Source organism: Allobosea sp. Root483D1, from assembly GCF_001429505.1.
GTDB lineage: Bacteria > Pseudomonadota > Alphaproteobacteria > Rhizobiales > Beijerinckiaceae > Allobosea.
Genome location: NZ_LMJW01000001.1, coordinates 603881 through 628783 on the forward strand (window position 1 = coordinate 603881; position 24903 = coordinate 628783).

Genomic DNA, 24903 nt, shown 5'->3' on the forward strand with positions numbered 1-24903 from the left:
ACGGGCGCCTTCGATTGCGGCGCTGACACGAACAAGCGCGACGCAACCGGGCAAGGCAGGATGGGAGGTTCGGCCATGACACGACGGATGATCCTGGCGATCGGCGTAGCCGGCGGCATCGGCCTCGCCATGGCGCCGCGGGCCGAGGCCGCGGGCTTCCTCGACGATCTCACCCGGGCGATCTTCGGCAATCCGACCCCGCCGGCTGCGATCGGCGGCCTTGACGGGCCGGTGATCAGGCCGAAGCCCAGCAAGCCGCGGCAGGTCAGCACGAAACCGGCGGAACCCGCGCTCAAGCTCGATCCGGCCAGCGATGCCTATTGGTATCTGCGCGACCCCACGCTGCGGAAGGGCGACATCGTCGTCACCCGCAGCGGTATCGTGGTGTTTGACGGCCAGAAATCATCGGAACATGCGAGCAGCGCGTTCACGGCCCTTGAGGACACCAAGCGCCTGCCGAAGGCCCAGCAACAGACACTGGAAGCCGCGGCCGCGCGGGGACGGGCCAATTTTACGCCGTCCACCACCGCTCCGGTCATTCCTGTGATGCAGACGAAGGCAGAGATCGGCGCGACCGCGCAGGCTCAGTAAGTCGCCCGGCCACCCGAAAATTCGACGACGGCGAGCTTCGGCGAAGCAGCCGTGCTCACGCCGCCTTGGCCTCGTCGAGCTTGGCGGCGACGAGCTTGCGCAGGCTGCGCAGGTCCTTGACGAAGCCACGAATGCCTTCCGCGAGCTTCTCGGTCGCCATCGGATCCTCGTTCATGGCGAAGCGGAAAGCCTTCTCGTCGAGATCGAGCTTTTCAGGCGCCTTGCCGGAGGCCTCGGGCGAGAGCTTGCGCGGGAGGTCACCGGTCGCAGCCGCCAGATCGTCGAGCAGGCCGGGGCCGATGGTCAGCCGGTCGCAGCCGGCCAGCGCCTCGATCTCGCCGGTGTTGCGGAAGGAGGCGCCCATCACCACGGTCTTGATCCCGAACGCCTTGTAATAGGCGTAGATGCTCTTCACCGAGACGACGCCCGGGTCGGTCTCCGCCGTATACGGGCCTCCGCCAGCCTTGACGTGCCAGTCGAGGATCCGGCCGACGAAGGGCGAGATCAGGAAGGCCTTGGCATCGGCTGCCGCGACCGCCTGCGGCAGGGCGAAGAGCAGGGTCAGGTTGCAGTCGATGCCCTCGGCCTGCAGGACGCGGGCGGCCTGGATGCCTTCCCAGGTCGAGGCGATCTTGATCAGGATGCGCTCGCGCCCGACGCCGCGCTCCTTGTAGGCGGCAATGATGGCGCGCGCCTTGGCGATCGAGGCCTGCGTATCGAAGGAGAGATCGGCATCGACCTCGGTCGAAACCCGGCCGGGAACGATCCTGGTCAATTCGGTGCCGAAGGTGACGGCGAGCCGGTCGCAGACCGCCTCGACCGCGGCTGCACCGCCCTGGCGCTTGCCCCAGGCGATCGCCTCTTCGACGAGGCCGGCATAGGCCGGCGTCTCCACCGCCTTGAGCAGCAGCGTCGGATTGGTGGTGCAGTCGACCGGCTTCAGCCGACGCACGGCCTCGATGTCGCCGGTGTCGGCGACGACGGTGGTCATGGCGCGGAGCTGGTCGAGCTTGGAGGCGGTCATCACGTCATCCATAGGGGTTGTTGCGGCGTCCAACGCCAATATGCGGCTTGCCGTCCGTCATTGCGAGCGAAAGCGAAGCAACCCGGCTCTGCATCAGCTAGGGCCGGGTCGCTTCGACGACGCTTTCGTCAGCTCTTCACCGCCCCGGCGGTCAGGCCAGTGACCATGTTCTTGCGGAAGCCGTAATAGATCACCGCCGGCGGGATGGCGTAGATCAGGCCGGCCGTCATCAGGAGGTTCCAGGGCGCGTCGTCAGCCGAGAGGAAGAGGCCGAGGCCGACGGCGAGCGGCACCGCCTTCTCGCTGGAGAGCAGCAAGAACGCGTAGAGATACTCGTTCCAGGCAAGCAGCAGCGCGTAGATGCCGATCACCACCATCGAAGGCTTCATCAGCGGCAGGTAGACCAGCCTGAAGAGCTGCAGCGAGTTGGCGCCGTCCATGATCGCGGCTTCGTCGAGTTCCTTCGGCAGCTTGTCGGAGGCCTGCTTCAGCACCCAGATCGCATAAGGCGAAGCCAGCGCCACCATGGCGAGGATCAGCGCGATGCGCGTGTTGAGCAGCCCGAAGGTGCCCATCGCCTTGTACATGGGGATGGCAAGGAATGCGGCCGGGATCAGATAGGTCGCGAGCGCGAAGTTCATGATCGAGCGGCCGCCCGGCGCCTTCAGCCGCGAGATGGCGAAGGCAGCGCAGGTCGCGATGAACAAAGTGAGCAGCCCGGTCGTGATCGCGATCAGGAAGCTGTTGAACAGCTGCAGCCAGAAATTCGTCAGGTAGTAGTGCTGCTGGTTGAAGACGATCTGGAAGTTCTGCAGCGTCGGCTTCTCAGGCCAGAGCCTGCCGGCGAGCATCGATTCCTGCGTCGAGATCGACAGCACGAAGAGGTGGTAGATCGGCAGCAGCGTCCAGATCAGCACCGGGATGGCGATCAGGATCAGCTTACCCTCGTCGAGAACCTTCTTCATCATTCGGCTCCCTTCGAGAGACGCTTCACCATGAACCAGACCATGGGCAGGATCAGCGGCATCGCGCAGATGATCGAGGCGATGCCGAGGTCGAGATTGTTGTTGCGCATATAGCGGATGCCGAGCGTCGCCAGCACGTGGTTGAGATCGCCCGGGCCACCGCCGGTGAGCAGGTAGACGCTGTTGAAGTCGCCCAGCGTCCAGATCATCGAAAGCAGCGTCGAGGTGACGTAGAGCGTCGCCAGCGAGGGCCAGGTGATGAAGCGGAACTGCTGCCATTTATTGGCGCCGTCGACGCTGGCGGCCTCGTAGAGGTCCTGCGCGATGGCGAGCCGGCCGGTGACGAGGATCAGCGTCCAGAACGGCAGCGACTTCCAGATGTGGACCATGATCGAGGAGGCGAAGGCGAGCGTCGGATCGGTCAGCCAGCCCGGGCCCTCGACGATGCCGAACCAGTGGAAGAGCTGCTGGTTGATCATGCCGTTCTCGGGATTGAGCATCACCCGGAAGGACAGGATGGTCGGGATCGAGGGCACCGCCCAAGGCAGGATGAACAGCACCAGCATGAAGCGCACCCAGGCGCGCTGCTGGATGAAGAAGCCCGAGAGGAACAGCGCCATCAGGAACTTCAGGTTCACCGCGATGAACAGGAAGACGACGGTGTTGACCAGCGTGCGAACGAAGATCGGATCGGCGAAGAGCGCCTTGTAGGACTGCCAGTTGAGACCGAGCCAGAGGCCGTAGGCGACCGGGTAGACCACCATCACAGCGAAGACGAGGAGATAGGGGGCGAGCATGAGCACGCCCCAGAACACGCGGTCGCGCGCCTGCCCGGAGGTCGCATCGCTCGAAGCAGTTGCTGGGGGAGCCATCGCTGCCGTGGTCATTTTGTCGTTCTCCCTCGAGACGCGCCCGTCGCCGAAGACGGGTCGGCATCCCGCAGCGAGGTCGCGCTGCGGGATGCCGTGTTTGTCGGCTTGCCTTATGCCGGCGTCAGCCGGCGATCTGCTTGATGCGGGCGATCATCTCGTCGGTCGCCTGCTCGGGCGAGACCTTGTCGACCAGCACGCGGTTGACGGCCTTGGCCCAGACGTTCTCAGCATTCACAGCCGTGAACTTGTAGTTGTAGACGAACTGGAACGGCACCGTGCCGTCCTTGTACTGCTTGTAGACCACGGCCCGGTGCGGGTCCTTGCCGTCGGACCAGAACGGAGCCTCGATGCCCGCAAGCGTCGTCGAGACCCAGCGGCCGGCCGAGCCCTCGACGAAGGGACGCAGGTTCTCGTCCTTCATCAGGAAGGCCATGAACTCCTTGCCGCGCTTCTTGTTCTTGCCGTCGGCGAAGACGACCGCCGTCTTGACCGCCGCGAGGTTGGTCATGGCGCTGCCGTCAGGCTTCTTCGGGAACTCGGCGGTGCGGATGTTGTCGTAATAGTTCTTCTTGGCCGTGTCGCGCTGCTCCTGCGTCAGCGCGGGATTGTTCATGTCGTCCATATGCTTGCCCGCGATCGAGATCGTCGCGTTGTGCGTTGCGACGGTCGTGCGGTTGTGGAAGGCAACGTTGTTGTCGGGATCGAGCCAGTTCACCGACGACGGCGGCGTGCAGCCGCGCTGCATGATGTTGGCATAGGACTTCACCGCCTCGATCATGGCGGCGCGGTTCTTCGGCTCGTCGAGCACGATCTTGCCGGTCTCGTCGACGACCTTCGCGTCATAGGCGTTGGCGAAGGTCAGGAAGGAGTAGAAGGTATCGGAGGCGGCGACGCCAAGCGGATGACCGATGGCGTAGACGCGCTTGCCCTTGGCGCGCATCGCGCCCTGGACCTTGTCGCACCAGAAGTCCCAGTAGCCGTTCCAGGTCTTCGGGATGTCGCTTTCCTTGAAGCCGGCCTCCTCCAGCATGTCCTTCCAGTAGGTGATGTGCATCATCTGCTGCTCGACCGGGAAGGCGTAGTAGGCCTTCTTCTTGGTCTTGTCGTTCATCAGGAAGGTCGTCGCCAGCGCCTGCGGCTGGAATTCGGCCTTCATCGGCTCCAGAACATCGGTGACGTCCTCGAGCTTGCCCTCGAAGGCCCACTGGCCGGTGGTACGGAAGTCATAGGTCGTGCAGAAGCCGACATCCGGCGGCGTGCCTGCCTGGACGGCGCCGACCGACTTGGTGACGCAGTCCTCGGTCGCGTAAAGCGAGAGATCGACCTTGACGCCCGTCGCCTTCTGGAACTTATCGACGACGGCAAGCAGCGCATCGTCCTCGCCCTTGTAGAAGCCCTTGGTGAACCAGACCGTCACCGTCTCCTGGGCGAACGCTGCTCCGGACCAGCCCGCAGTGATCGCGGCCAAGGCTGCACCGGCAGCAAGAGAACGCACGAATTTCATGAAAACCTCCCATTTAAAACGTTTAGATTGAGCTTTTTTGCCCTGCTCCTCCTAAACACTAGTCGAAGAGCCCTGCAAGAAACAAGCGGCAGGTCTGCACCAATTTCATGGGAGGCTGGGCAGGCCGCTGCCGCCATCCTCTTCGCCGGAGCCTTGAGAATCGGCTTTGACGGCGCAGCCGGGCCGCGTCAAAGAGAGGCTGTCACGGATGTGTCATCGGCACGGCTTACCTCGCGCCGCACGATCATGTCTCGATGCTCGCGAAGCCTCGCTGGTTTTGCGGCAGACCCAACCGGAGTTTCCCATGCGCGCCCTTGCAACTGCCGCCCTCGCGCTCGGCCTCGTTGTGCCGGCGATCGACGCCGCCCTCGCGGTCGAAGGCAAACTGGTACTCTACACCAGCCAGCCCAATACCGACGCCCAGCAGACGATCGACGCCTTCAAGGCGAAGTATCCCAAGGTCGAGATCAGCTTCGTCCGCGACGGCACGCCGCGCGTGATGGCCAAGCTCCGGGCCGAGATCGAGGCCGGCGCGCCGCAGGCCGACGTGCTTTTGATCGCCGACGCCGTGACCATGGAAGGTCTGAAGAAGGAAGGCCGCCTGCTCGCCCATGACAAGGCCGATGTCTCGGCCTTTCCGGCCGGCGTCCACGATCCCGCGAAGATGTGGTTCGCGACCAAGCTGATCACCACCGGCATCGTCTACAACACCAAGGCGGCGCTGAAGCCGGAGAGCTGGCTCGATCTCGCCAAGCCCGAGGTCAAGAACCAGCTCGCCATGCCGAGCCCGCTGAACTCCGGCGCTGCGATGATCCACACCATCACGCTGACCGGCAACCTGCCGGGCGGCTGGAGCTTCTATGAAGAGCTGAAGAAGAACGGCACGCTCGCGGCCGGCGCCAATGGCGACATCCTGCGCCAGGTCGCGACCGGCGAGAAGCTCTACGGCATGATCGTCGACTTCATGCCGATCCGCGAGAAGGCCAAGGGCGCGCCGGTCGAGTTCGTCTTCCCGAAGGAAGGCGTCTCGGCGGTGAGCGAGCCGGTCGCGATCCTGAAGAGCAGCAAGAATCCCGAGGCCGCCAAGGCCCTGGTCGATTTCCTGATCTCGAAGGACGGCCAGGAACTGGCGCTGAAGCAGGGCTATGTCTCGGCCCATCCCGACGTCGCCCTGCCGGCCGGCTATCCGGCCCGCGGCGCGATCAAGCTGATGCCGTTCGACGCCGCCAAGGCGCTGGCCGACGAGCCGGCCGCCCGCAAGCGCTTCAGCGCCATCTTCGAAGGCTGAGCCCAGTCAGACCGGTCCAGGCACCGACACGATGACGCTCGCAGCACCCGCAGAGCTCCGGCAGGCCGGCATCCGCCCGGCCCTGCCGGGGTTTGCCTTGCCGGCCGGTCTCGGCTTGCCGGCACTGCTGCTGCTTTGCGCAACGCTGTTCGGCGCCCTGCCCTTCCTGCGGTTGCTCATTGCCGCCTTCGCCCCGGGCTGGCAGTTCGCGCCCGAGGGCGCGCTGGCCGAGATCACCAGTCGCGCCGCGGTCAAGGCGACCCTGCATACCTTCGAGACGGCGGGCCTTTCGGCGCTCGGCGCGCTCGCGATCGGCGGCGCGGCGGCGATCCTGCTCGCCGTCACCGATGTGCGCGGCAAGCGGCCGCTCGCCTTCGCGCTGGTGTTCTCGATGATGATCGCGCCGCAGGTGGCGGCGCTCGCTTTCCTCAGCCTGTTCGCGCCGAGCTCGGCTCTGCTCGGCATGGTCGGGCTCGCGCCGGAACCAGGCACGCCCAATCCGCTGCTCGGGCGCGGTGGCATCATCCTGGTGATGGCGCTGCATCATGCGCCGCTGGTGGCGATCACGCTCTGGACCGGCCTGCGCAGTGTGCCGCATACGCTGGTCGAGGCGGCGCAGATGGAGGGCGCGGCGCCCGCTACCATCGTCGGACGCATCCTCTTGCCGGTGCTGCGGCCGCAGATCATCGCCGCGGCGCTGCTCGCCTTCGTCGCCGGCATCGGCAATTTCGGCATTCCGGCCCTGCTCGGCCTGCCGGTGAACTATCTCACGCTCCCGACGCTGATCTATCGCCGGCTGTCGAGCTTCGGCCCGTCAGGCCTGCCCGATGCGGCGGCGCTCTCGCTCCTGGTCGCGCTCGTCGCCGGCCTCGGCATCGTCGCCGGCCTGCTCGCGACGCGTCGCGGCGGCGGCAAGGTCGAGATCGAGCGGCCGCTGCAGCCATTCTGGCAACTCGGTGCCGCTCGCCCCTTCGTCGCCGCCGGGCTCTGGCTGCTGATCGCGGTCAAGCTCGGCCTGCCGCTGCTGGCGCTGATCGGCGAGGCGTTGACGCCGGCGCTCGGAGTTGCCCTCACCTGGCAGAATCTCACCTTCGACAAGTTCGCCGAGGTGCTGCTGCGACAGGATGTGACGGTGCGCGCCTTCCGCAACTCCTTCCTCTTCGCCGGTACCGCGGCCGTGCTGCTGGCCTTCCTCTCGATCGCCTTCGCCTACGCGCTGGAGCGGCGCATGGGCAAGCTCAGGCGCGTCGTCGACGTGGTGATCGAGCTGCCCTACGCGCTGCCGGGCGTCGTGCTCGCCATCGCCTGCATCCTGATGTTCCTGAAGCCGCTGCCGCTGATCGGCGTCAGCATCTACGCCACGCCCTTCATCATCCTCTTCGCCTATATGGCCCGTTTCCTGCCGCTGGCGCTGAAGGCCCCGGTCGCGGCGATGGCCCAGATCGAGGCGCATCACGAGGAAGCCGCCAAGCTCGACGGCGTCACGCTCTGGCAAATGCTGCGCTTCATCGTCGCGCCGATCCTGGCGCCGGCGGCAGCCGTCAGCGGGCTGATGGTCTTCCTCGTCGCCTTCAACGAGCTCACCGTCTCGGCCCTGCTCTGGTCGTCCGGCACCGAGACGCTCGGCGTCGTGCTGTTCAGCCTGAAGGAAGCCGGGCTCGCCGGCGAAGCCGCCGCGGTAGCGATCAGCGCCTGCGCGGTCATCCTTGCCGTGATGCTCGGGCTCGACGCGCTCGGCCGCAAGCTGCCGGCCAACATCCTGCCCTGGCGGATCTGAGCGGCCCCTCCCGCCGTACCGATAAGCCCGCCTTATCGGCCGTGGACGGCAGGGGCTTAAGTTAAGCCCAATTTAACGTTACGGCAGGATGGTCTGCCACATGGAGTTCGCCCTTCCATCGCGAAGCAGAGCTTGCAACCTGCCGTATACCCCGCCGGCGCCGATCCGGGACTTGTGAGTTCAATGGCCTATCGCGCAAACGGACGCCGCCAGAGCGAACCCACCTCCAAGCAGCTCAAGGTCCTCCTTGTCGAGGATTCGCGCACCTATGCGCTGGCGCTGTCGCGCCGCCTCGAAGCCGAGCTGCGCCTGCCCATCGTCGTCTGCCAGTCGCTCAACGAGCTCCACGAGGTGGTCACCGAGGACCGCGCCGCCTACACCATGGCCGTGGTCGACCTGAACCTGCCTGACGCACCGCGCGGCGAAGCGATCGACTTCACCGTGCAGCGCGGCATACCGACCATCGTCCACACCGCGAGCTACGACCTCGAGACGCGCGACCGGATCATGGAGCGCGATGTCATCGACTATGTCCCGAAGGACAGCGCCTTCACACTAGAGACCGTCGTCGCCACTGCCAGGCGCGCGCTCGCCAACCGGCAGACCCGCATCCTGGTGGTCGACGACACGTCGGCGACCCGCAAGCTGCTCGCCCATATGCTGAAGGTCCAGCAATACCAGGTGATCGAAGTCGGTTCGGGAGACGAAGCGCTGTCGCTTCTCCATGACAATCCCGACATCCGGCTTGTCGTGAGTGACTATTACATGCCGGCGATGGACGGCTACGAACTGACGCGGCGCCTGCGCCGGCAATTCGCCTCGAACCGGTTGCGGGTCATCGGCGTCTCATCCTCCAACGACCGCATGGTCTCGGTCGGGTTCCTCAAGGCAGGCGCGAACGACTTCATTTCCATGCCCTTCATCCCCGAAGAGCTGCAATGCCGGATCGCCAGCAATGTCGAGACCCTGGAACAGATCGAGCTGCTCCATAACCTCGCCTCGCGCGATGCTTTGACGGGCCTGTTCAATCGCCGCCATTTCTTCGAGAGCGCCGGCAGACTGGTCGAGGAAGCCCAGGCGAAGAACCTGACGAGCGCCGTCGCGATCCTCGACATCGACGACTTCAAGCAGTTGAACGACAGCCACGGCCATGATTTCGGCGATCAGGCACTGGCGAAGGTGGCGCGTTACCTCGCCCAATCGGTCGAGGGCAGCGGCCATCTGCTGGCGCGGATCGGCGGCGAGGAATTCGCGATCCTGTTCCCGGGCCTGAACGCCAAGGAGGCGATGCGCCTGAGCGATCACATCCGACTCGACCTCTCCCATGAGACATTGCTGGTCGACGACCGGCAGATCACGCTGACGGTCTCGATCGGGGTCGCGGAGATCGGCGGGCAAGGCAGCCTCGACCAATATCTCGTCGCCGCCGATCGCGCGCTCTATGCAGCCAAGCACGAAGGCCGCAACTGCGTCCGCATCGCGCCGTAAGCGCGCCGATTTTCAGCCCGCCGCGGCAAGGCGCGGGCTGCCGGCCGCCGCCAGCTCGCCCATCAGCAGCGCGCGGTTGGCCTTCGACTCGCGCACGACGAAGTCGACGACCGCGCGCACCCGCGCCACGTCCTTGAGATCGGCGTGAACGAGCAGCCAGAAGGAGCGGGTGATCGAGACGCTCTCCGGCAGCACCGGCACGAGCCTGGGCTCGTCGACCGCCATGAAATGGTGGATGACCCCGATGCCGGCGCCGGCGGCGACCGCGTTCATCTGCGCCAGGACGCTCGAGCTCTGGATGTGGGCGCGCAGGCCCTTGGCGACCTCGTCGAGATAGTCGAGCTCAGGCGTGAAGATCAGGTCGTCGATGTAGCCGACGACGCGATGGTCGAAGAGATCCTCCGGCACCGTGATCGGCGGCATCGCGTCGAGATAGTCCTGCGAGGCGTAAAGCCCGAGCCGATAGTCGCAGAGCTTGCGCGCGACGACCTTGCCTTCCTTGGGTGGGGCGAGCGTGATCGCGACATCGGCCTCGCGCTTCGACAGCGAGAGCAGGCGCGGCATGGCGATGAGCTGCAGCTCCAACCCGGGGTAGGCCTTGGTGAGCGCAGCGAAACGGGACGCCAGGAAGGTCGAGCCGAAACCGTCCGGCGCGCCGATCCGAACCGTGCCGGAGAGGGCCATGTCGGCCCCGCCGATCTCGCTCTGGATCGCCAGCGCCTCGGTCTCCATGCTCTCGGCCTTGGCCAACAACTGCTCGCCATGGCCGGTCAGCGCGTAACCTTGCGGACGGCGCTCGAACAATTTGGCCTTGAGCGATTCCTCCAGCGAGGTGATGCGGCGCGAGACGGTGGCATGGTCGGCGCCGAGGCGGCGCGCCGCCGCGGTCAGCCGGCCCGAACGGGCCACGGCAAGGAAGAAGCGCAGGTCGTCCCAGTCGAACCGTTCCATGACGCTTCTCCCGTATCTGTGTTTTCGCACGACGCTGGTCGATATCCGCCTATAGTCGTGCGCAAACGATAATGATAGGGGTAGCGCCAATCAGCAGCACACGACTTTAGGGGAGGACGTCATGCGTCAGATCGGTCACTTCATCGGCGGCAAGCACGTCGCAGGCACCTCGGGCCGCACGGCCGACGTCTACCAGCCGATGGACGGCTCGGTGATCGGCAAGGTCGCGCTCGCCTCCGCCGCCGAAATGCGGGCTGCGGTCGAGAACGCCGCCGAAGCCCAGCCGAAATGGGCGGCGGTCAACCCGCAGCGCCGCGCCCGCGTGCTGATGAAGTTCCTCGACCTGATCGCGCAGAACAATGACGAGCTCGCCGAGTTGCTCGCCCGCGAGCACGGCAAGACCATTCCCGACGCCAAGGGCGACATCCAGCGCGGCGTCGAGGTCGTCGAGTTCTCGCTCGGCGTGCCCAACCTGATGAAGGGCGAGTTCACCGACGGCGCCGGCCCGGGCATCGACATTTATTCGCTGCGCCAGCCGCTCGGCGTCGTCGCCGGCATCACCCCGTTCAACTTCCCGGCGATGATCCCGCTCTGGAAGCTCGGCCCCGCCATCGCCTGCGGCAATGCCTTCATCCTGAAGCCGTCCGAGCGCGACCCCGGCGTGCCGATGCGCCTGGCCGAGCTGTTCATCGAGGCCGGTGGCCCTCCCGGCATCCTCAACGTCGTCAACGGCGACAAGGAGGCGGTGGACGCCATCCTCGAAGACCACGACATCAAGGCGATCGGCTTCGTCGGCTCGACCCCGATCGCCGAATACATCTATGCCCGCGGCTGCGCGAACGGTAAGCGCGTGCAGTGCTTCGGCGGCGCCAAGAACCACATGATCATCATGCCCGACGCCGACATGGACCAGGCGGTCGACGCCCTGATCGGTGCCGGCTACGGCTCGGCCGGCGAGCGCTGCATGGCGATCTCGGTCGCGGTGCCGGTCGGCAAGGCCACTGCCGACGAACTGGTGAAGCGCCTGATCCCGCGCGTCGAGAGCCTGAAGATCGGTCCTTCGACCGATACCTCAGCCGATTACGGCCCGGTCGTCACCAAGGCGGCGATGGAGAAGATCAAGTCCTATGTCGATATCGGCATCGGCGAAGGCGCCAAGCTCCTCGTCGACGGCCGCGACTTCAAGATGCAGGGCTATGAGAACGGCTTCTATGTCGGTGGCTGCCTGTTCGACAACGTCACCAAGGACATGCGAATCTACAAGGAGGAGATCTTCGGGCCCGTGCTCTCCGTGCTGCGCGCCGAGAGCTATGACGAGGCGCTGAAGCTGACCAACGACCACGAATACGGCAATGGCACCGCGATCTACACTCGCGACGGCGACGCTGCCCGCGACTTCGCCTCGAAGGTCCAGGTCGGCATGGTCGGCATCAACGTGCCGATCCCGGTGCCGCTCGCCTATTACACCTTCGGCGGCTGGAAGCGCTCGGTCTTCGGTGATCTCAACCAGCACGGCCCGGATTCGATCCGCTTCTACACCAAGACCAAGACGGTGACGGCGCGCTGGCCGTCTGGCATCAAGGACGGCGCCAGCTTCGTCATCCCGACGATGGGCTGAGGCCGGCGGCGAAGGAGATCAGGGCATGTTCTCCCTCACCGAAGACCAGATCGCCATCCGCGACATGGCCCAGGGTTTCGCAGCCGAAACCCTGGCGCCGCATGCCGTGCGCTGGGACGAGGAAAAGCATTTCCCGGTCGAGGAAATGCGCCAGGCGGCAGCGCTCGGCATGGGCGGCATCTACATCCGCGACGATGTCGGCGGCTCCGGCCTGTCGCGCCTCGACGCGGCTGTGATTTTCGAGGCGCTCTCGACCGGCTGCCCGACGGTCGCCGCCTATATCTCGATCCACAACATGTGCGCCTGGATGATCGACCGCTACGGCGCGGACGAGCAGCGCCAGAAGTACCTGCCGAAGCTCTGCAGCATGGAGCATCTGGCGAGCTATTGCCTGACCGAGCCGGGCGCCGGCTCGGATGCCGCCGCGCTGAAGACCAAGGCCGTGCTCGACGGCGATCATTACGTCCTCGACGGCCAGAAGCAGTTCATCTCCGGCGCCGGTGTCTCCGACGTCTATGTCGTGATGGTCCGCACCGGCGAGGCCGGCTCGTCAGGGATCTCGACCATCGTTGTCGAGAAGGGCACGCCCGGCCTCTCCTTCGGTGTCAATGAGAAGAAGATGGGCTGGAACGCCCAGCCGACGCGCGCCGTGATCTTCGAGAACTGCCGCGTGCCGGTCGCCAACCGGATCGGCCCGGAAGGCATCGGCTTCAAGATCGCCATGGCCGGGCTCGATGGCGGGCGGCTCAATATCGGCGCCTGCTCGATCGGCGGGGCGCAGGGCGCGCTCGACAAGGCGATCGGCTATGCCCAGGAGCGCAAGGCCTTCGGCAATCGCATCGCCGATTTCCAGGCGCTGCAGTTCAAGCTCGCCGACATGGCGACCGAACTGGAGGCGGCCCGCACCTTCCTCTGGCGCGCCGCAGCGGCGCTCGACGAGAAGACGCCCGATGCGACCAAGCTCTGCGCCATGGCCAAGCGGGTCGCGACCGATACCGGCTTCGAGGTCGCCAACCAGGCCCTGCAGATCCATGGCGGCTACGGCTATCTCGCCGATTACGGCATCGAGAAGATCGTCCGCGACCTCCGCGTCCACCAGATCCTCGAGGGGACCAACGAGGTGATGCGGATGATCGTGGCGCGCTCGCTGGTCGGGCGGGCCAAGGGGAATTGACGACGCACCGTCATTCTCGGGCGAGACGAAGCGCAGACCCGAGAATCTCCTGAAAGAGATGCTCGGGTCAGGCCCGAGCATGACGCCAACGATAGCGGGAAGGACACGACCATGAGCACCATCGCCTTCATCGGGCTCGGCAATATGGGCGGGCCGATGGCCGGCAACCTGGTCAAGGCCGGGCACAAGGTCTTCGCCTTCGACCTCTCGCAGCCTTCCAAGGACTCGGCCGCCGCGCTCGGCGTCGGCATCGCCGGCTCGGCGAAGGAAGCCGTCGCCGAGGCCGAGATCGTCGTCACCATGCTGCCGGCCGGCAAGCATGTGCTGGGCGTCTGGGCCGACATCCTGCCCGCAGTGAAGCCGGGCACGCTGCTGATCGATTCCTCGACCATCGACGTCGAGAGCGCCCGCAAGGCGCATGCGCTGGCCACCGAGCGCGGCTGCCTCTCGCTCGACGCGCCGGTCTCCGGCGGCGTCGGCGGCGCGCAGGGCGCGACCTTGACCTTCATGGTCGGCGGCAGCGCCGACGCCTTCAAGCGCGGTGAGCCGATCCTGTCGGCGATGGGCAAGAAGGTCGTGCATTGCGGCGACGCCGGCAACGGCCAGGCGGCGAAGATCTGCAACAACATGATTCTCGGCATCTCGATGATCGCCGTCTCGGAAGCCTTCGTGCTGGCCGAGAAGCTCGGCCTGTCGCACCAGGCGCTGTTCGACGTCGCCTCGACCTCGTCCGGCCAGTGCTGGTCGCTGACGACCTATTGCCCGGTGCCGGGGCCGGTGCCGACCTCGCCGGCCAATAACGACTACAAGCCCGGCTTCGCCTCGGCGCTGATGCTGAAGGATTTGAAGCTCGCGCAGGAAGCGGCCCAGGCGGCCGGCGCCTCGACGCCGCTCGGCGCCGCGGCAGCGCAGGTCTACGGGATGCACAACGCCTGGGGCGAAGGCGGCACCGACTTCTCCGGCATCATCCATCTGCTGCGCGGGCGCGGAAACACCTGAACGGATGCACCGCCGCCGGCGAACGTTCGCATACGTATAATTCTGCTTTCGACCCCGTTCCGATCGGAACGAAAGCGGAGTAGGACGGGAGGCATGAACGACGCCTCCCGCCGCAAAGAACGCTCAGCCCAGACCGGCTTCGCCACCAGCCCGCTCGACCGTCGTGCCGATCTGCGCGACCGGCCGGACGAGGTCGCCGAATTGCGGGCGCGCAGCGATGCGCGCTTCACGGTCGTCGCCGGAGAGACGCCGATCCTCTTGCGCAGCGGCGCCGAAACCCAGACCGTCTGGTTCGACGAGAGCGGCGCCGACGGCCTCGGCCCGGCACTGGACGAGGTCTTCCTCGGGCTCGATCCCGATGGGGCGCCGCGCTTTGGCCGGCTGATCGACCGCGAGCTGCTGGAAGGCCTGCGCGAGCAGGCGGTGCTCGTCACCGCCGATTTGCGCAGCGTCGCGCTTAAGCGGCTGGTGCCGAAGGAGGAGCTCGGCCCGCTCGGCGAGGCCAAGGCCCTGCTCGACTGGCATGCGCGCCATCGCTGCTGCGCCCAATGCGGCGCGCCGACGAAGCTCGGTTCGGCCGGCTGGAAGCGGCAATGCGAGGCCTGCGGCGCCCAGCATTTTCCGCGCACCGACCCCGTCGTGATCATGCTCGCCGTGCGCGGCGACAACTGCCTGCTGGCGCGCCAGTCCCGCTTCGCACCCGGAATGTATTCCTGCATCGCCGGCTTCGTCGAGCCGGGCGAGACCTTCGAGGATGCGGTGCGGCGCGAGACCTGGGAGGAAGCGGGCCTGCGTACCGGCACGGTACGCTACATCGCCTCGCAGCCCTGGCCCTTCCCGGGATCGCTGATGATCGGCTGCATCGCCGAGGCGCTGAACGACGACATCGTCCTCGACGGCACCGAGCTCGAGGCCGGCCGCTGGTTCAGCCGCGAGGAAGCCCTTCAGATGCTGGAGGGCAAGCACCCAGACAATCTGTTCTGCCCGCCGCACATGGCGATCGCCAACACGATCCTGAAGGCGTGGGCGGTGGACGGCGAAGAGCCATAAGGTTCAGGGCTGCGTCATTCTCGGGCGAAGCGTAGCGCAGACCCGAGCATGACGCGGGTACCTACTCCCCAGGCTCGGGGAAGCTGTCGCGGAATGCGTGGGCGGGGTAGACGCCGAGGATCTTCAGCTCCTTCGAGAAGAAGGCGAGCTCGTCGAGCGCCCGCTTCAGCGCCGGATCGTCGGGATGGCCCTCGACGTCGCTGTAGAACATCGTCGCCGAGAAATGGCCGTCGACCATGTAGCTTTCCAGCTTGGTCATGTTGACGCCATTGGTGGCGAAACCGCCGAGCGCCTTGTAGAGCGCCGCCGGCAGGTTGCGGACCTGGAAGATCAGGGTCGTCACCGTCTTGCCAGCGCCCTGACGGGCGAATTCGGGGTATTTCGAGAGCACGACGAAGCGCGTGGTGTTGTGCTTCTCGTCCTCGATGTCCTCCATCAGGATGTTGAGGCCGTAGACTTCGGCGGCGATGTGCGGCGCGATCGCGGCACGCGTCGGATCGCCCGCTTCGGCTACCTGCCTCGCGGAACCGGCGGTGTCGGCCGCGACCTCGGCCTTCAGGCCGAGCTTGCGGATGATCTTGCGGCACTGGCCGAGCGCATGGATGTGGCTCTGCACCGTCTGCAGCGTCGCCAGCGTCGCGCCCTCGACCGCCATCAGATGGAAGCGGATCGGCAGGAAGTGCTCGCCGATGATGTGCAGGCCGGAACGCGGCAGCAGATGGTGGATGTCGGCGACGCGGCCGGCGATCGAGTTGTCGATCGGGATCATGCCATAGCGGGCGGCACCATCGGAGACCGCGGCGAGCGCGTCCTCGAAGGTGCGACAGGGCAGCAGCTCGCAATCCGGGAAGACCTGAAGCGCGGCCTGCGAGGAGAAGGCCCCGGGCTCACCCTGGTAGGAAACGACGACTGACATTGGGGTCTTCAGGCTCCGGCGCTGGACTTCAGGAACGTGCGGGCACGCTCCAGGTCGGGAGGGGTATCGACGCCTCGCGGGACGTGATCGATGATCATCGCATCGATGCGCATGCCGTCCTCGAGCGCGCGGAGCTGCTCGAGCTTCTCACGCAGTTCGAGCGGCGACTGCGGCAGCGAGACGAAACGGTCGAGCGCGCGGCGGCGATAAGCGTAGAGGCCGACATGATGGTAGAGCGGGCCCTCGCCATGAGGCGCGGTCGCACGGGTGAAGTAGAGCGCCCGCATCCGGCCGGGGGAAACCTCGCTGCCGATCAGCTTGACCACACTCGGCGCGGTCTTCTCCTCTTCGTCGGTGATCTCGCCGGCCAGGGTCGCGATGTCGACGGCCGAATCGGCCAGCGGCTCGACCGCGGCCGCGATCGCGGTTGGCGCCAGGGTAGGGAAATCGCCCTGGACGTTGACGATGATGTCGTGCTCACCCTTCGGATCGATGATATCGGCGGCTTCCTTGATCCGGTCGGAGCCGGTCTGGTGCGCGGGGCTGGTCATCACCGCCCGGCCGCCGGCCTGCTCGATCGCCGCCAGGATGCGCTCGTCATCGGTCGCGACCACGACATCGCCGACGCGCGCTTCGATGGCACGGCGCCAGACGCGGACGATCATCGGCTCGCCCAGGATGTCGGCCAGCGGCTTGCCCGGCAGGCGCGTCGCCTGCATGCGGGCGGGGATCAGGATCAGCGGATTGGGCATTGGCGGGGGAAAGCTCGCGGGGCGGCAAAAGGTCTCAAAGCGGAGCGTGCTTATACGAGTTGCAATGCAGCGCGCAAAGCGGTTAAGCAGCGCTGACGTGCCGGTGCCCGTAAGGGTGCGGCCGCAGCGCTATCTTGACTTCGCCGACGGGCGGGCCGGGGGTTGTGAGAGACGATGAACATCGAACTGAACAAGATCGCTGGCGCGGGCCTTTCGACCCTGCTCGTCGTGATGGCCCTAAACATGACCGCCGGCATCGTCTTCGCCCCGAAGAAGCCGGCCGTGCCGGGCTTCGACCTGCCGAGCCTCGAGCCGGCGGCAGCCGGCGGCGCCGGCGCCCCGGCAGCAGCTGTCGAGGAGCCGATCGCGGTCCGCCTCGCCAAGGCCGATCCGGCCAAGGGCGAGAAGGCCGTCGGCGCCTGCAAGGCCTGCCACACCTTCGAGAAGGGCGGCGCCAACAAGGTCGGCCCGCATCTCTACGACGTCTATGGCCGCAACGAGGGCTCGGTCGCAGGGTTCGGCTATTCCGCCGCGATGAAGGGCCGCGCCGACAAGAACTGGGACGCCGACGCGCTCGACCATTTCCTGAAGAACCCGAAGGCTTACGTTCCCGGCACCATCATGGCCTTCGCCGGCCTGAGCAAGCCCGAGCAGCGTGCCGACGTCATCGCCTATCTGAATACGCTGGCCGAGGCGCCGAAGCCCCTGCCTAAGCCCTGATTTGGCCGCGCCTTTCGCGCCAAGGTGACCACATGAGCCGGGCCCTAAGCCCGGCTTTTGCTTGTCCGCGCCATGCAATTGCCGTCAGCATGACGGGAAATGCGCGCAAGGCTGGCGTTAGCTCGGCGTGACGACATAATTAGGCAACGAATCGCAAGGGGTTACGCATGGCGATCCGGATCACCCGCCGCAGGCTGCTCGAAGGCGGCGGCGCGCTCGCGGGCGCGGCCGCGCTGCCAGGCCCGCTCACGACGGCGCTGGCGCAGGAGAACGAGGCCCATGGCCTCTCGACCTTCGGCGAGCTGGCACTGCCGGCGGACTTCCCGCATTTCGCCTATGTCAATCCGAAGGCGCCGAAGGGCGGCTCGATCACCATCCAGATCAAGCGCGGCGGCGGCAATCAGAGCTTCGACACTTTCAACACGCTGAACACCTATGTGCTGCAGGGCGACGGCGCCGCCGGCATGGATGCCTGCTTCGACAGCCTGATGGCCGGCTCCGGCGACGAGCCCGGCTCGCTCTACGGCCTGCTGGCGAAGAGCGTCGTGGTCTCCCAGGACAAGCTGACCTATCGCTTCCGCCTGCGGCCGGAAGCGAAGTTCCATGATGGCTCGCGTGTCACCGCGCGCGATGTCGCCTTCTCGCTCAACCTGCTTAAGAGCAAGGGCCACCCGACCTACCGGCTGATCCTCACCGAGATGGAATCGGCGGTCGCCGAGAGCGACGACCTCATCGTCGTCAAGCTCACACCGAAGCGCAGCCGCGACCTGCATCTCGTCGTCGCCGGCCTGCCGGTGTTCTCCGAGACATTCTGGTCGACGCGCAATTTCGAGGCCTCGACGCTGGAGCCGCCGCTTGGCTCGGGCGGCTACAAGGTCGGCCGCCTCGAGCAGGGCCGCTTCATCGAGTTCGACCGGGTGCCGGATTACTGGGCCAAGGATCTGCCGGTGAATGTCGGCCAGAATAATTTCGACCGCGTGCGCTGGGAGTATTTCCGCGACCGGCAGGTGGCGTTCGAGGCCTTCAAGAGCGGCGTGATCACCTTCCAGGAGGAGTTCACCTCGCGCATCTGGGCGACGGGCTACGATTTCCCCGCCATCCACGAAGGCAAGGTCAGGAAGGAGGCCCTGCCGAAGACCGAGCCGATTGGCTCGCAGGGCTGGATCTACAATCTGCGCCGCGAGAAATTCGCCGATCCGCGCATCCGCGAAGCGCTCGGCTTCGCCTTCGACTTCGAATGGACCAACAAGAACATCATGTTCTCGTCCTTCTCGCGGGCGACCTCCTATTTCGAGAATTCGGATTCGAAGGCGGTCGGCCTGCCCTCGCCGGAGGAGCTCAAGCTGCTGGAGCCCTTCCGCGGAAAGGTGCCCGACGAGGTCTTCGGCGAGCCCTATTTGCCACCGGTCAGCGACGGCTCCGGCAGTGACCGTGCCCTGCTACGCCGCGCCGACGAGATGCTGCGCGCCGCCGGCTGCAAGCGTGACGGCAATGTGATGAAGTTGCCGAACGGCCAGCCCTTCGAGATCGAGTTCCTGGATTCGACACCGTCACTGCAGCCGCACACCCAGCCCTTCCAGGCCAATCTCAAGCGGCTCGGCATCAACGCGACCTCGCGCATCGTCGACGGCGCGCAATACCAGCGCCGGCTCGACGAGTTCGACTTCGATGTCATCAGCCGGGCGATGTCCGGCAGCTCGATCCCGAGCGACACGATGCGCGTGATCTACGGCTCGGAAGCGGCCAAGACGCGCGGCTCGCGCAATGTCGGCGGCATCGCCCATCCGGCGATCGACGCGATGATCGACAAGATCGGCCAGGCCGACAGCTATGCCGAGGTGGTCGTCGCCGCGAAATGCCTCGACAGGCTGCTACGCGCCGGGCGTTACTGGATCCCGATGTGGTGGAACGCCAGCGAGTGGCTGGCCTATTGGGACATGTATGAGCGGCCGCAGACCAAGCCAAAATTCAGCTCCGGCGCGCCGGGCACATGGTGGTACGATCCGGAGAAAGCAAAGCGGATCGGGAAGGCATAAGCGGGCATGCTGAGCTACATCGCCCGGCGTCTGGCGCTGATGGTGCCGACCCTGTTCGGCATTCTCCTGATCTCCTTCGTCATCGTGCAATTCGCGCCGGGCGGACCGGTCGAGCGGGTAATCTCGCAATTACAGAACCCGAACAGCGGCGGCGCGGCCGACCGCGTCGGCGGCGGTTCGGGCGGTGATGCCGGCGCGCAGGCGATTGATTCAGGTTCGGCCTATCGCGGCGCGCAGGGGCTCGACCCCGCCTTCATCAAGGAGCTCGAGAAGCAGTTCGGCTTCGACAAGCCGGCGCATGAGCGCTTCCTCAAGATGCTGAAGGACTATGCGACCTTCGATTTCGGCCGCAGCTATTTCCGCGATGCGCCGGTGCTGCAGCTGATCAAGGAGAAGCTGCCGGTCTCGATCACGCTCGGCCTGTGGATGACCTTGCTCTCCTATGCGATCTCGATCCCGCTCGGCATCCGCAAGGCGGTCAAGGACGGCTCGCGCTTCGACACCTGGACCAGCGCGGTCGTCATCGTCGGCTACGCAATCCCGGGCTTCCTATTCGCGATCCTGCTGATCGTGCTCTTCGCCGGCGGCTCGTTCTGGCAGATCTTCCCGCTCAGGGGGCTGACCTCGGAGAACTGGGCGCAACTCAGCCTCATCGGCAAGATCGGCGATTATTTTTGGCATATCGCCTTGCCCGTGCTGGCGATGGCGCTCGGCGCCTTCGCAACCTCGACGCTGCTGACCAAGAACTCCTTCCTCGACGAGATCAGGAAGCAATACGTCCTGACGGCGCGGATGAAGGGGCTGTCGGAGCGCAGCGTGCTCTATGGTCACGTCTTCCGCAACGCGATGCTGATCGTCATCGCCGGCTTTCCCGGCGCCTTCGTGCACGCGCTCTTCGCCGGCTCGCTCCTGATCGAGACGATCTTCTCGCTCGACGGGCTCGGGCTCCTGTCCTTCGAGGCGATCGTCAACCGCGACTATCCGGTCGTCTTCGCCAACCTCTTCATCTTCTCGCTGATCGGCCTTTTCGTGCACCTGATCACCGACCTGACCTATGCCTGGGTCGACCCGCGCATCGATTTCGAATCGCGGGAGGCCTGAGATGAGCGACACGCTTCTCGACGCCCCGCCGCCGGCCCTGCGCTCTGCCGAGCCCGCCCGCGCCCCAGCCACAGCGAAACAGGGCTGGCTCAAGCTCTCGCCGATCAACCGGCGCCGCCTCGGCAGCTTCAAGGCCAACAAGCGCGGCTGGTGGTCGTTCTGGATCTTCCTGACGCTGTTCGTGCTCTCGCTCTTCGCCGAGTTCATCGCCAACGACCGGCCGCTGATCGTCCGCTACAAGGGCGAGACGCTTTTTCCGGTCGCGGTGAACTATCCGGAGGAGAAGTTCGGCGGCTTCCTCGCCACCACCGACTATCGTGACCCGACCATCGCCAAGGAGATCGCGGCCAATGGCTGGGCACTGTGGCCGCTGATCCGCTACTCCTACCGCACCCATAATCTCGACCTGCCGGTGCCCGCCCCTGCCCCGCCGACCTGGCTGCTGAAGGACGAGCAGTGCCGCCCGATCGCCGAGCGCACCGGCGGCATGACCTGCCGCGAGCTCGAATGGAACTGGCTCGGCACCGACGACCAGGGCCGCGACGTCGTCGCACGGCTGATCTACGGCTTCCGCATCTCGATCCTGTTCGGGCTGATCCTGGCCTCGATCTCCTCGGTGATCGGCATCGCCGCCGGCGCGATCCAGGGCTATTTCGGTGGCTGGACCGACCTGATCTTCCAGCGCGTCATCGAGATCTGGACCTCGATCCCGGCGCTTTATCTCCTGATCATCGTCGCGGCGATCATCACGCCGAGCTTCTTCGTCCTGCTCGGCATCCTCCTCTTGTTCTCCTGGGTGGCGCTGGTCGGCGTGGTCCGCGCCGAATTCCTGCGGGCGCGTAATTTCGAGTATGTTCGCGCCGCGCGGGCGCTTGGGCTCTCCAATCGGGCGATCATGGTCAAGCACCTGCTCCCCAACGCCATGGTGGCGACGCTGACCTTCCTGCCCTTCATCCTCAACGGCTCGATCACGACGCTGACCTCGCTCGACTTCCTCGGCTTTGGCCTTCCACCAGGCTCACCCTCGCTCGGTGAATTGCTGGCGCAGGGCAAGGCCAACCTGCAGGCGCCCTGGCTCGGCCTCTCCGGCTTCGTGGTGATCGCACTGATGCTGTCGCTGCTGATCTTCATCGGCGAGGCCGTCCGCGACGCCTTCGACCCGCGGAAGACGTTCGCATGAGTGCCCCTCTCCTCTCCGTCCAGGACCTTTCCGTCGCCTTCCGCCAGGGCGGGCAGGAGACGCTCGCCGTCGACAAGGTCTCGTTCGAGGTCGCCAAGGGCGAGACGCTGGCGATCGTCGGCGAGTCCGGCTCGGGCAAATCGGTTTCGGCGCTATCGATCCTGAAGCTGCTGAACTATCCGGCGGCGTATCATCCCTCCGGCAAGGTGCTGTTCAACGGCCAGGACCTGATTGCGGCCGATGAGGACGCGATGCGCAAGGTCCGCGGCAACGACATCACCATGGTGTTCCAAGAGCCGATGACCTCGCTCAACCCGCTGCACACCATTGCGCGGCAGATCGGCGAGATCCTCGAACTGCACAAGGGCCTGCGCGGCGAGAAGGCGCGGACCCGGACGCTTGAGCTACTTGGCCTCGTCGGCATCCGCGATGCGGCGAGCCGGCTCGACGCCTATCCGCACCAGCTCTCGGGCGGCCAGCGCCAGCGCGTGATGATCGCGATGGCGCTCGCCAACGAGCCCGACCTTTTGATCGCCGACGAGCCGACCACCGCGCTCGACGTCACGGTGCAGGCGCAGATCCTGACGCTGCTGAAGGAACTGCAGGGCCGGCTCGGCATGGCGATCCTGTTCATCACCCATGATCTCGGCATCGTCCGACGCATCGCCGACCGGGTCTGCGTCATGCTGAAGGGCAGAATCGTCGAGCAGGGTCCGGTCGCCGAGATCTTCGGCAAGCCGCAGCATGCCTATACGCAGCGCCTGCTCGCCGCCGAGCCGAAGGGCCGGCCGGAGCCTGTTCCGGAAGGCGCGCCGATCCTGCTCGAAGCGGGGCCGATGAAGATCTGGTTCCCGATCAAGACCGGCCTGCTGCGGCGGACCACCAGCCATGTGAAGGCTGTCGACGGCATCACGATCAAGGTGCGCGAGGGCGAGACGCTCGGCGTCGTCGGGGAATCCGGCTCGGGCAAGACGACGCTCGGCCTCGCCATCCTGCGCCTGATCTCCTCCGAGGGACCGATCGTCTTCCTCGGCGACCGCATCGACGGACTGAGCAGCGCCGCGGTGCGGCCGAAGCGCAAGGATTTGCAGGTCGTCTTCCAGGACCCTTACGGCTCACTGTCGCCGCGCATGTCGGTCGCCGACATCGTCGCGGAGGGGCTGACGGTCCAGCAGAAAGGGCTGAGTTATCAGCGCCAGCGCGAGATCGTGGCGCAGGCGCTCGCCGATGTCGGGCTCGATCCAGCGACGATGGATCGCTATCCGCATGAATTCTCCGGCGGCCAGCGCCAGCGCATCGCCATCGCCCGCGCCATGGCACTCGACCCGAAATTCGTAGTGCTCGACGAACCGACCTCGGCGCTCGACATGTCCGTTCAGGCGCAGATCGTCGAGCTGTTGCGGGGGCTGCAGGCGAGGCGCAAGCTCGGCTACCTCTTCATCAGCCACGACCTCAAGGTGGTCAGGGCGCTGTCGCACCGGGTGGTGGTGATGCAGAACGGCAAGGTGGTCGAGGAGGGGCCGGCGGAGGAGATCTTCCAGCGTCCGCGCGAGGCCTATACGCAGGCGCTGCTTGCCGCCGCCCTCAACCTCGAGCCGGCGACCAACGCCGCGGTGCGCGACTGATGGCGCGCGCCATCCTGATCGTGCTCGATTCCGTCGGCTGCGGCGGCGCCGAGGATGCCACCTCCTATGGCGATGAGGGGTCCGACACGCTCGGTCATATCGCGCAGGCCTGTGCCGAGGGGCGCGGCGACCGCGAGGGCCTGCGCAGCGGGCCGCTGCATATCCCCAACCTCGCCCGGCTGGGCCTCAGCCATGCCTGCGAGGCCTCCACCGGAAAGCCACTGGCCGGCGTGACGCGGCCAGAGGCCCCGCAAGGGCAATACGGCTACGGTGTCGAGGTCAGCCAGGGCAAGGATACCCCGTCCGGCCACTGGGAGATCGCCGGCTGCCCGGTCCCGTTCAAATGGGGCTATTTCACTGCGCTGGAGAACACGTTCCCGCCGGACCTCGCCGCCGAAATCATCCGCGAAGGCGCCCTGCCCGGCATCCTCGGCAACAAGCACGCCTCGGGCACGGCGGTGATCGACGAACTCGCCGAGGAGCATATCCGGACCGGCAAGCCGATCTGCTACACCTCCGTGGACTCGGTGCTCCAGATTGCGGCGCATGAGGAGCATTTCGGCCTGGAGCGGCTTTATGCTCTCTGCAAGAAGGTTCGGGTGCTGGTCGACCCGCTCAGGATCGGCCGCGTCATCGCCCGGCCTTTCGTGGGAACGACGGAGACCGGCTTCACCCGCACCGGCAACCGCAAGGACTTTTCCATCCCGCCGCCGGACGAAACCATCCTCGACCGCCTCGCGACCAAGGGCCGCCCGGTGGTCACCGTCGGCAAGATCGGCGACATCTTCGCCCACCGGAATACGGCTGAGGAGATCAAGCCGTTCGGCAATGCCGCCATGTGGACAGCGGCGCTGGAGGCGTTCGCGACGTTGCCGGATGGCGGCTTCTGCTTCGTCAACCTCGTCGACTTCGACACCGAATATGGTCATCGCCGCGACATCCCCGGCTATGCGGCAGCGCTCGAAGCCTTCGATCGCGACCTGCCGAAGCTCGAGGCCCTGCTCCAGCCCGGCGATCTCGCGGTCATCACCGCCGACCATGGCAATGATCCGAGCTGGCCCGGCTCCGACCATACGCGCGAGCATGTGCCGATCCTGGCCTTCGGGCCGGGCGTGACGGCCGGGCCGATCGGCGGCCGCGAGAGCTTCGCCGACATCGCCGCGACGCTCGGAGACTGGCTGAAGGTTGGCGCGATCGGCCCCGGCCGCGCCTGGTAGATCAGCGCTTTTGGTTTTGTCGCATTTCCTTCACGCGAACCGGTCCCCACTTCGC

Annotated in this window: 21 protein-coding genes; 14 read left to right on the forward strand and 7 right to left on the reverse strand. The window is 66.1% G+C overall.

The genetic code is table 11. The annotated features are described in order from the left end of the window. Positions 1-87: 87 nt before the first annotated feature. On the forward strand, positions 88-591 hold the full coding sequence (locus ASE66_RS02895) for a hypothetical protein (protein WP_057188045.1): 504 nt from the start codon (positions 88-90) through the stop codon (positions 589-591). A gap of 55 nt (positions 592-646) precedes the next feature. On the opposite strand, the gene tal is transcribed toward ASE66_RS02895, so the two are convergent. The 4 genes from tal to ASE66_RS02915 all read right to left on the reverse strand — a co-directional run bounded on the left by tal (position 647) and on the right by ASE66_RS02915 (position 4947). Further along, positions 647-1615 carry a transaldolase gene (gene tal, locus ASE66_RS02900; RefSeq protein ID WP_057188666.1) on the reverse strand — a complete coding sequence of 323 codons (969 nt, stop codon included), beginning with the start codon at positions 1613-1615 and terminating at the stop codon, positions 647-649. Between the two features lie 128 nt (positions 1616-1743). Next, a complete protein-coding gene (locus tag ASE66_RS02905; protein ID WP_057188046.1) occupies positions 1744-2580 on the reverse strand; it encodes a carbohydrate ABC transporter permease in 837 nt (278 codons plus the stop codon). Next, on the reverse strand, positions 2580-3467 hold the full coding sequence (locus ASE66_RS02910) for a carbohydrate ABC transporter permease (RefSeq protein ID WP_057188047.1): 888 nt from the start codon (positions 3465-3467) through the stop codon (positions 2580-2582). The genes ASE66_RS02905 and ASE66_RS02910 overlap by 1 nt, the downstream gene beginning before the upstream one ends. Positions 3468-3573: 106 nt before the next feature. Beyond that, complete coding sequence (locus ASE66_RS02915) at positions 3574-4947, reverse strand: ABC transporter substrate-binding protein (RefSeq protein ID WP_413814244.1); 1374 nt, start codon at positions 4945-4947, stop codon at positions 3574-3576. Between the two features lie 313 nt (positions 4948-5260). On the opposite strand from ASE66_RS02915, the gene ASE66_RS02920 reads away from it, so the two are divergent. The 3 genes from ASE66_RS02920 to ASE66_RS02930 all read left to right on the forward strand — a co-directional run bounded on the left by ASE66_RS02920 (position 5261) and on the right by ASE66_RS02930 (position 9509). Next, positions 5261-6244, forward strand: coding sequence for an ABC transporter substrate-binding protein (locus ASE66_RS02920; RefSeq protein WP_057188049.1), 984 nt, complete (start codon positions 5261-5263; stop codon positions 6242-6244). Between the two features lie 31 nt (positions 6245-6275). Then, entirely contained in the window at positions 6276-8021 is a 1746-nt protein-coding gene (locus ASE66_RS02925) for an ABC transporter permease (protein ID WP_082613151.1), read from the forward strand. Positions 8022-8204: 183 nt separating this feature from the next. Continuing rightward, a complete protein-coding gene (locus ASE66_RS02930) occupies positions 8205-9509 on the forward strand; it encodes a diguanylate cyclase (RefSeq protein WP_057188050.1) in 1305 nt (434 codons plus the stop codon). A 12-nt stretch (positions 9510-9521) separates the two neighbouring features. Here the strand turns inward: ASE66_RS02930 and ASE66_RS02935 are convergent, their stop codons facing one another. Next, the gene (locus ASE66_RS02935; protein WP_057188051.1) at positions 9522-10460 is read right to left on the reverse strand and encodes a LysR family transcriptional regulator; all 939 of its coding nucleotides are present in this window, start codon (positions 10458-10460) and stop codon (positions 9522-9524) included. A 121-nt stretch (positions 10461-10581) separates the two neighbouring features. On the opposite strand from ASE66_RS02935, the gene ASE66_RS02940 reads away from it, so the two are divergent. The 4 genes from ASE66_RS02940 to nudC all read left to right on the forward strand — a co-directional run bounded on the left by ASE66_RS02940 (position 10582) and on the right by nudC (position 15301). After that, a complete protein-coding gene (locus ASE66_RS02940) occupies positions 10582-12078 on the forward strand; it encodes a CoA-acylating methylmalonate-semialdehyde dehydrogenase (protein WP_057188052.1) in 1497 nt (498 codons plus the stop codon). A 25-nt stretch (positions 12079-12103) separates the two neighbouring features. Then, complete coding sequence (locus tag ASE66_RS02945; protein WP_057188053.1) at positions 12104-13252, forward strand: isobutyryl-CoA dehydrogenase; 1149 nt, start codon at positions 12104-12106, stop codon at positions 13250-13252. Between the two features lie 12 nt (positions 13253-13264). Further along, positions 13265-14251: a 3-hydroxyisobutyrate dehydrogenase gene (mmsB, locus tag ASE66_RS02950; protein WP_082613152.1), complete on the forward strand. Its 987-nt coding sequence runs from the start codon at positions 13265-13267 to the stop codon at positions 14249-14251. A gap of 93 nt (positions 14252-14344) precedes the next feature. Beyond that, on the forward strand, positions 14345-15301 hold the full coding sequence (gene nudC / locus ASE66_RS02955; RefSeq protein ID WP_057188055.1) for an NAD(+) diphosphatase: 957 nt from the start codon (positions 14345-14347) through the stop codon (positions 15299-15301). Positions 15302-15362: 61 nt separating this feature from the next. Here the strand turns inward: nudC and ASE66_RS02960 are convergent, their stop codons facing one another. Together ASE66_RS02960 and ASE66_RS02965 are read right to left on the reverse strand one after the other, a co-directional pair. Beyond that, positions 15363-16217: a prephenate dehydratase gene (locus ASE66_RS02960; RefSeq protein ID WP_057188056.1), complete on the reverse strand. Its 855-nt coding sequence runs from the start codon at positions 16215-16217 to the stop codon at positions 15363-15365. A gap of 8 nt (positions 16218-16225) precedes the next feature. Then, positions 16226-16969 carry a 3-deoxy-manno-octulosonate cytidylyltransferase gene (locus ASE66_RS02965; protein ID WP_057188057.1) on the reverse strand — a complete coding sequence of 248 codons (744 nt, stop codon included), beginning with the start codon at positions 16967-16969 and terminating at the stop codon, positions 16226-16228. 174 nt (positions 16970-17143) lie between these two features. On the opposite strand from ASE66_RS02965, the gene ASE66_RS02970 reads away from it, so the two are divergent. The 6 genes from ASE66_RS02970 (at position 17144) to ASE66_RS02995 (ending at position 24848) form a co-directional block, all read left to right on the forward strand. Next, positions 17144-17689 carry a c-type cytochrome gene (locus ASE66_RS02970; RefSeq protein WP_057188058.1) on the forward strand — a complete coding sequence of 182 codons (546 nt, stop codon included), beginning with the start codon at positions 17144-17146 and terminating at the stop codon, positions 17687-17689. 167 nt (positions 17690-17856) lie between these two features. After that, entirely contained in the window at positions 17857-19725 is a 1869-nt protein-coding gene (locus ASE66_RS02975; RefSeq protein ID WP_057188059.1) for an extracellular solute-binding protein, read from the forward strand. 6 nt (positions 19726-19731) lie between these two features. Continuing rightward, positions 19732-20826, forward strand: a complete 1095-nt coding sequence (locus tag ASE66_RS02980) for a microcin C ABC transporter permease YejB (RefSeq protein WP_057188060.1) — start codon at positions 19732-19734, stop codon at positions 20824-20826. A gap of 1 nt (position 20827) precedes the next feature. Then, entirely contained in the window at positions 20828-22006 is a 1179-nt protein-coding gene (locus ASE66_RS02985) for an ABC transporter permease (protein ID WP_057188061.1), read from the forward strand. Beyond that, a complete protein-coding gene (locus tag ASE66_RS02990; protein WP_057188062.1) occupies positions 22003-23631 on the forward strand; it encodes an ABC transporter ATP-binding protein in 1629 nt (542 codons plus the stop codon). The genes ASE66_RS02985 and ASE66_RS02990 overlap by 4 nt, the downstream gene beginning before the upstream one ends. Beyond that, complete coding sequence (locus tag ASE66_RS02995; RefSeq protein ID WP_057188063.1) at positions 23631-24848, forward strand: phosphopentomutase; 1218 nt, start codon at positions 23631-23633, stop codon at positions 24846-24848. The genes ASE66_RS02990 and ASE66_RS02995 overlap by 1 nt, the downstream gene beginning before the upstream one ends. Positions 24849-24903 lie beyond the last annotated feature (55 nt).

Coding starts and splice junctions, on each gene's coding strand:
- ASE66_RS02895 (WP_057188045.1), top strand. CDS start 88: ATGATCCTGGCGATCGGCGTAGCCGGCGGCATCGGCCTCGCCATGGCG.
- tal (WP_057188666.1), bottom strand. CDS start 1,615: ATGACCGCCTCCAAGCTCGACCAGCTCCGCGCCATGACCACCGTCGTC.
- ASE66_RS02905 (WP_057188046.1), bottom strand. CDS start 2,580: ATGAAGAAGGTTCTCGACGAGGGTAAGCTGATCCTGATCGCCATCCCG.
- ASE66_RS02910 (WP_057188047.1), bottom strand. CDS start 3,467: ATGACCACGGCAGCGATGGCTCCCCCAGCAACTGCTTCGAGCGATGCG.
- ASE66_RS02920 (WP_057188049.1), top strand. CDS start 5,261: ATGCGCGCCCTTGCAACTGCCGCCCTCGCGCTCGGCCTCGTTGTGCCG.
- ASE66_RS02925 (WP_082613151.1), top strand. CDS start 6,276: ATGACGCTCGCAGCACCCGCAGAGCTCCGGCAGGCCGGCATCCGCCCG.
- ASE66_RS02930 (WP_057188050.1), top strand. CDS start 8,205: ATGGCCTATCGCGCAAACGGACGCCGCCAGAGCGAACCCACCTCCAAG.
- ASE66_RS02935 (WP_057188051.1), bottom strand. CDS start 10,460: ATGGAACGGTTCGACTGGGACGACCTGCGCTTCTTCCTTGCCGTGGCC.
- ASE66_RS02940 (WP_057188052.1), top strand. CDS start 10,582: ATGCGTCAGATCGGTCACTTCATCGGCGGCAAGCACGTCGCAGGCACC.
- ASE66_RS02945 (WP_057188053.1), top strand. CDS start 12,104: ATGTTCTCCCTCACCGAAGACCAGATCGCCATCCGCGACATGGCCCAG.
- nudC (WP_057188055.1), top strand. CDS start 14,345: ATGAACGACGCCTCCCGCCGCAAAGAACGCTCAGCCCAGACCGGCTTC.
- ASE66_RS02960 (WP_057188056.1), bottom strand. CDS start 16,217: ATGTCAGTCGTCGTTTCCTACCAGGGTGAGCCCGGGGCCTTCTCCTCG.
- ASE66_RS02965 (WP_057188057.1), bottom strand. CDS start 16,969: ATGCCCAATCCGCTGATCCTGATCCCCGCCCGCATGCAGGCGACGCGC.
- ASE66_RS02970 (WP_057188058.1), top strand. CDS start 17,144: ATGAACATCGAACTGAACAAGATCGCTGGCGCGGGCCTTTCGACCCTG.
- ASE66_RS02975 (WP_057188059.1), top strand. CDS start 17,857: ATGGCGATCCGGATCACCCGCCGCAGGCTGCTCGAAGGCGGCGGCGCG.
- ASE66_RS02980 (WP_057188060.1), top strand. CDS start 19,732: ATGCTGAGCTACATCGCCCGGCGTCTGGCGCTGATGGTGCCGACCCTG.
- ASE66_RS02985 (WP_057188061.1), top strand. CDS start 20,828: ATGAGCGACACGCTTCTCGACGCCCCGCCGCCGGCCCTGCGCTCTGCC.
- ASE66_RS02990 (WP_057188062.1), top strand. CDS start 22,003: ATGAGTGCCCCTCTCCTCTCCGTCCAGGACCTTTCCGTCGCCTTCCGC.
- ASE66_RS02995 (WP_057188063.1), top strand. CDS start 23,631: ATGGCGCGCGCCATCCTGATCGTGCTCGATTCCGTCGGCTGCGGCGGC.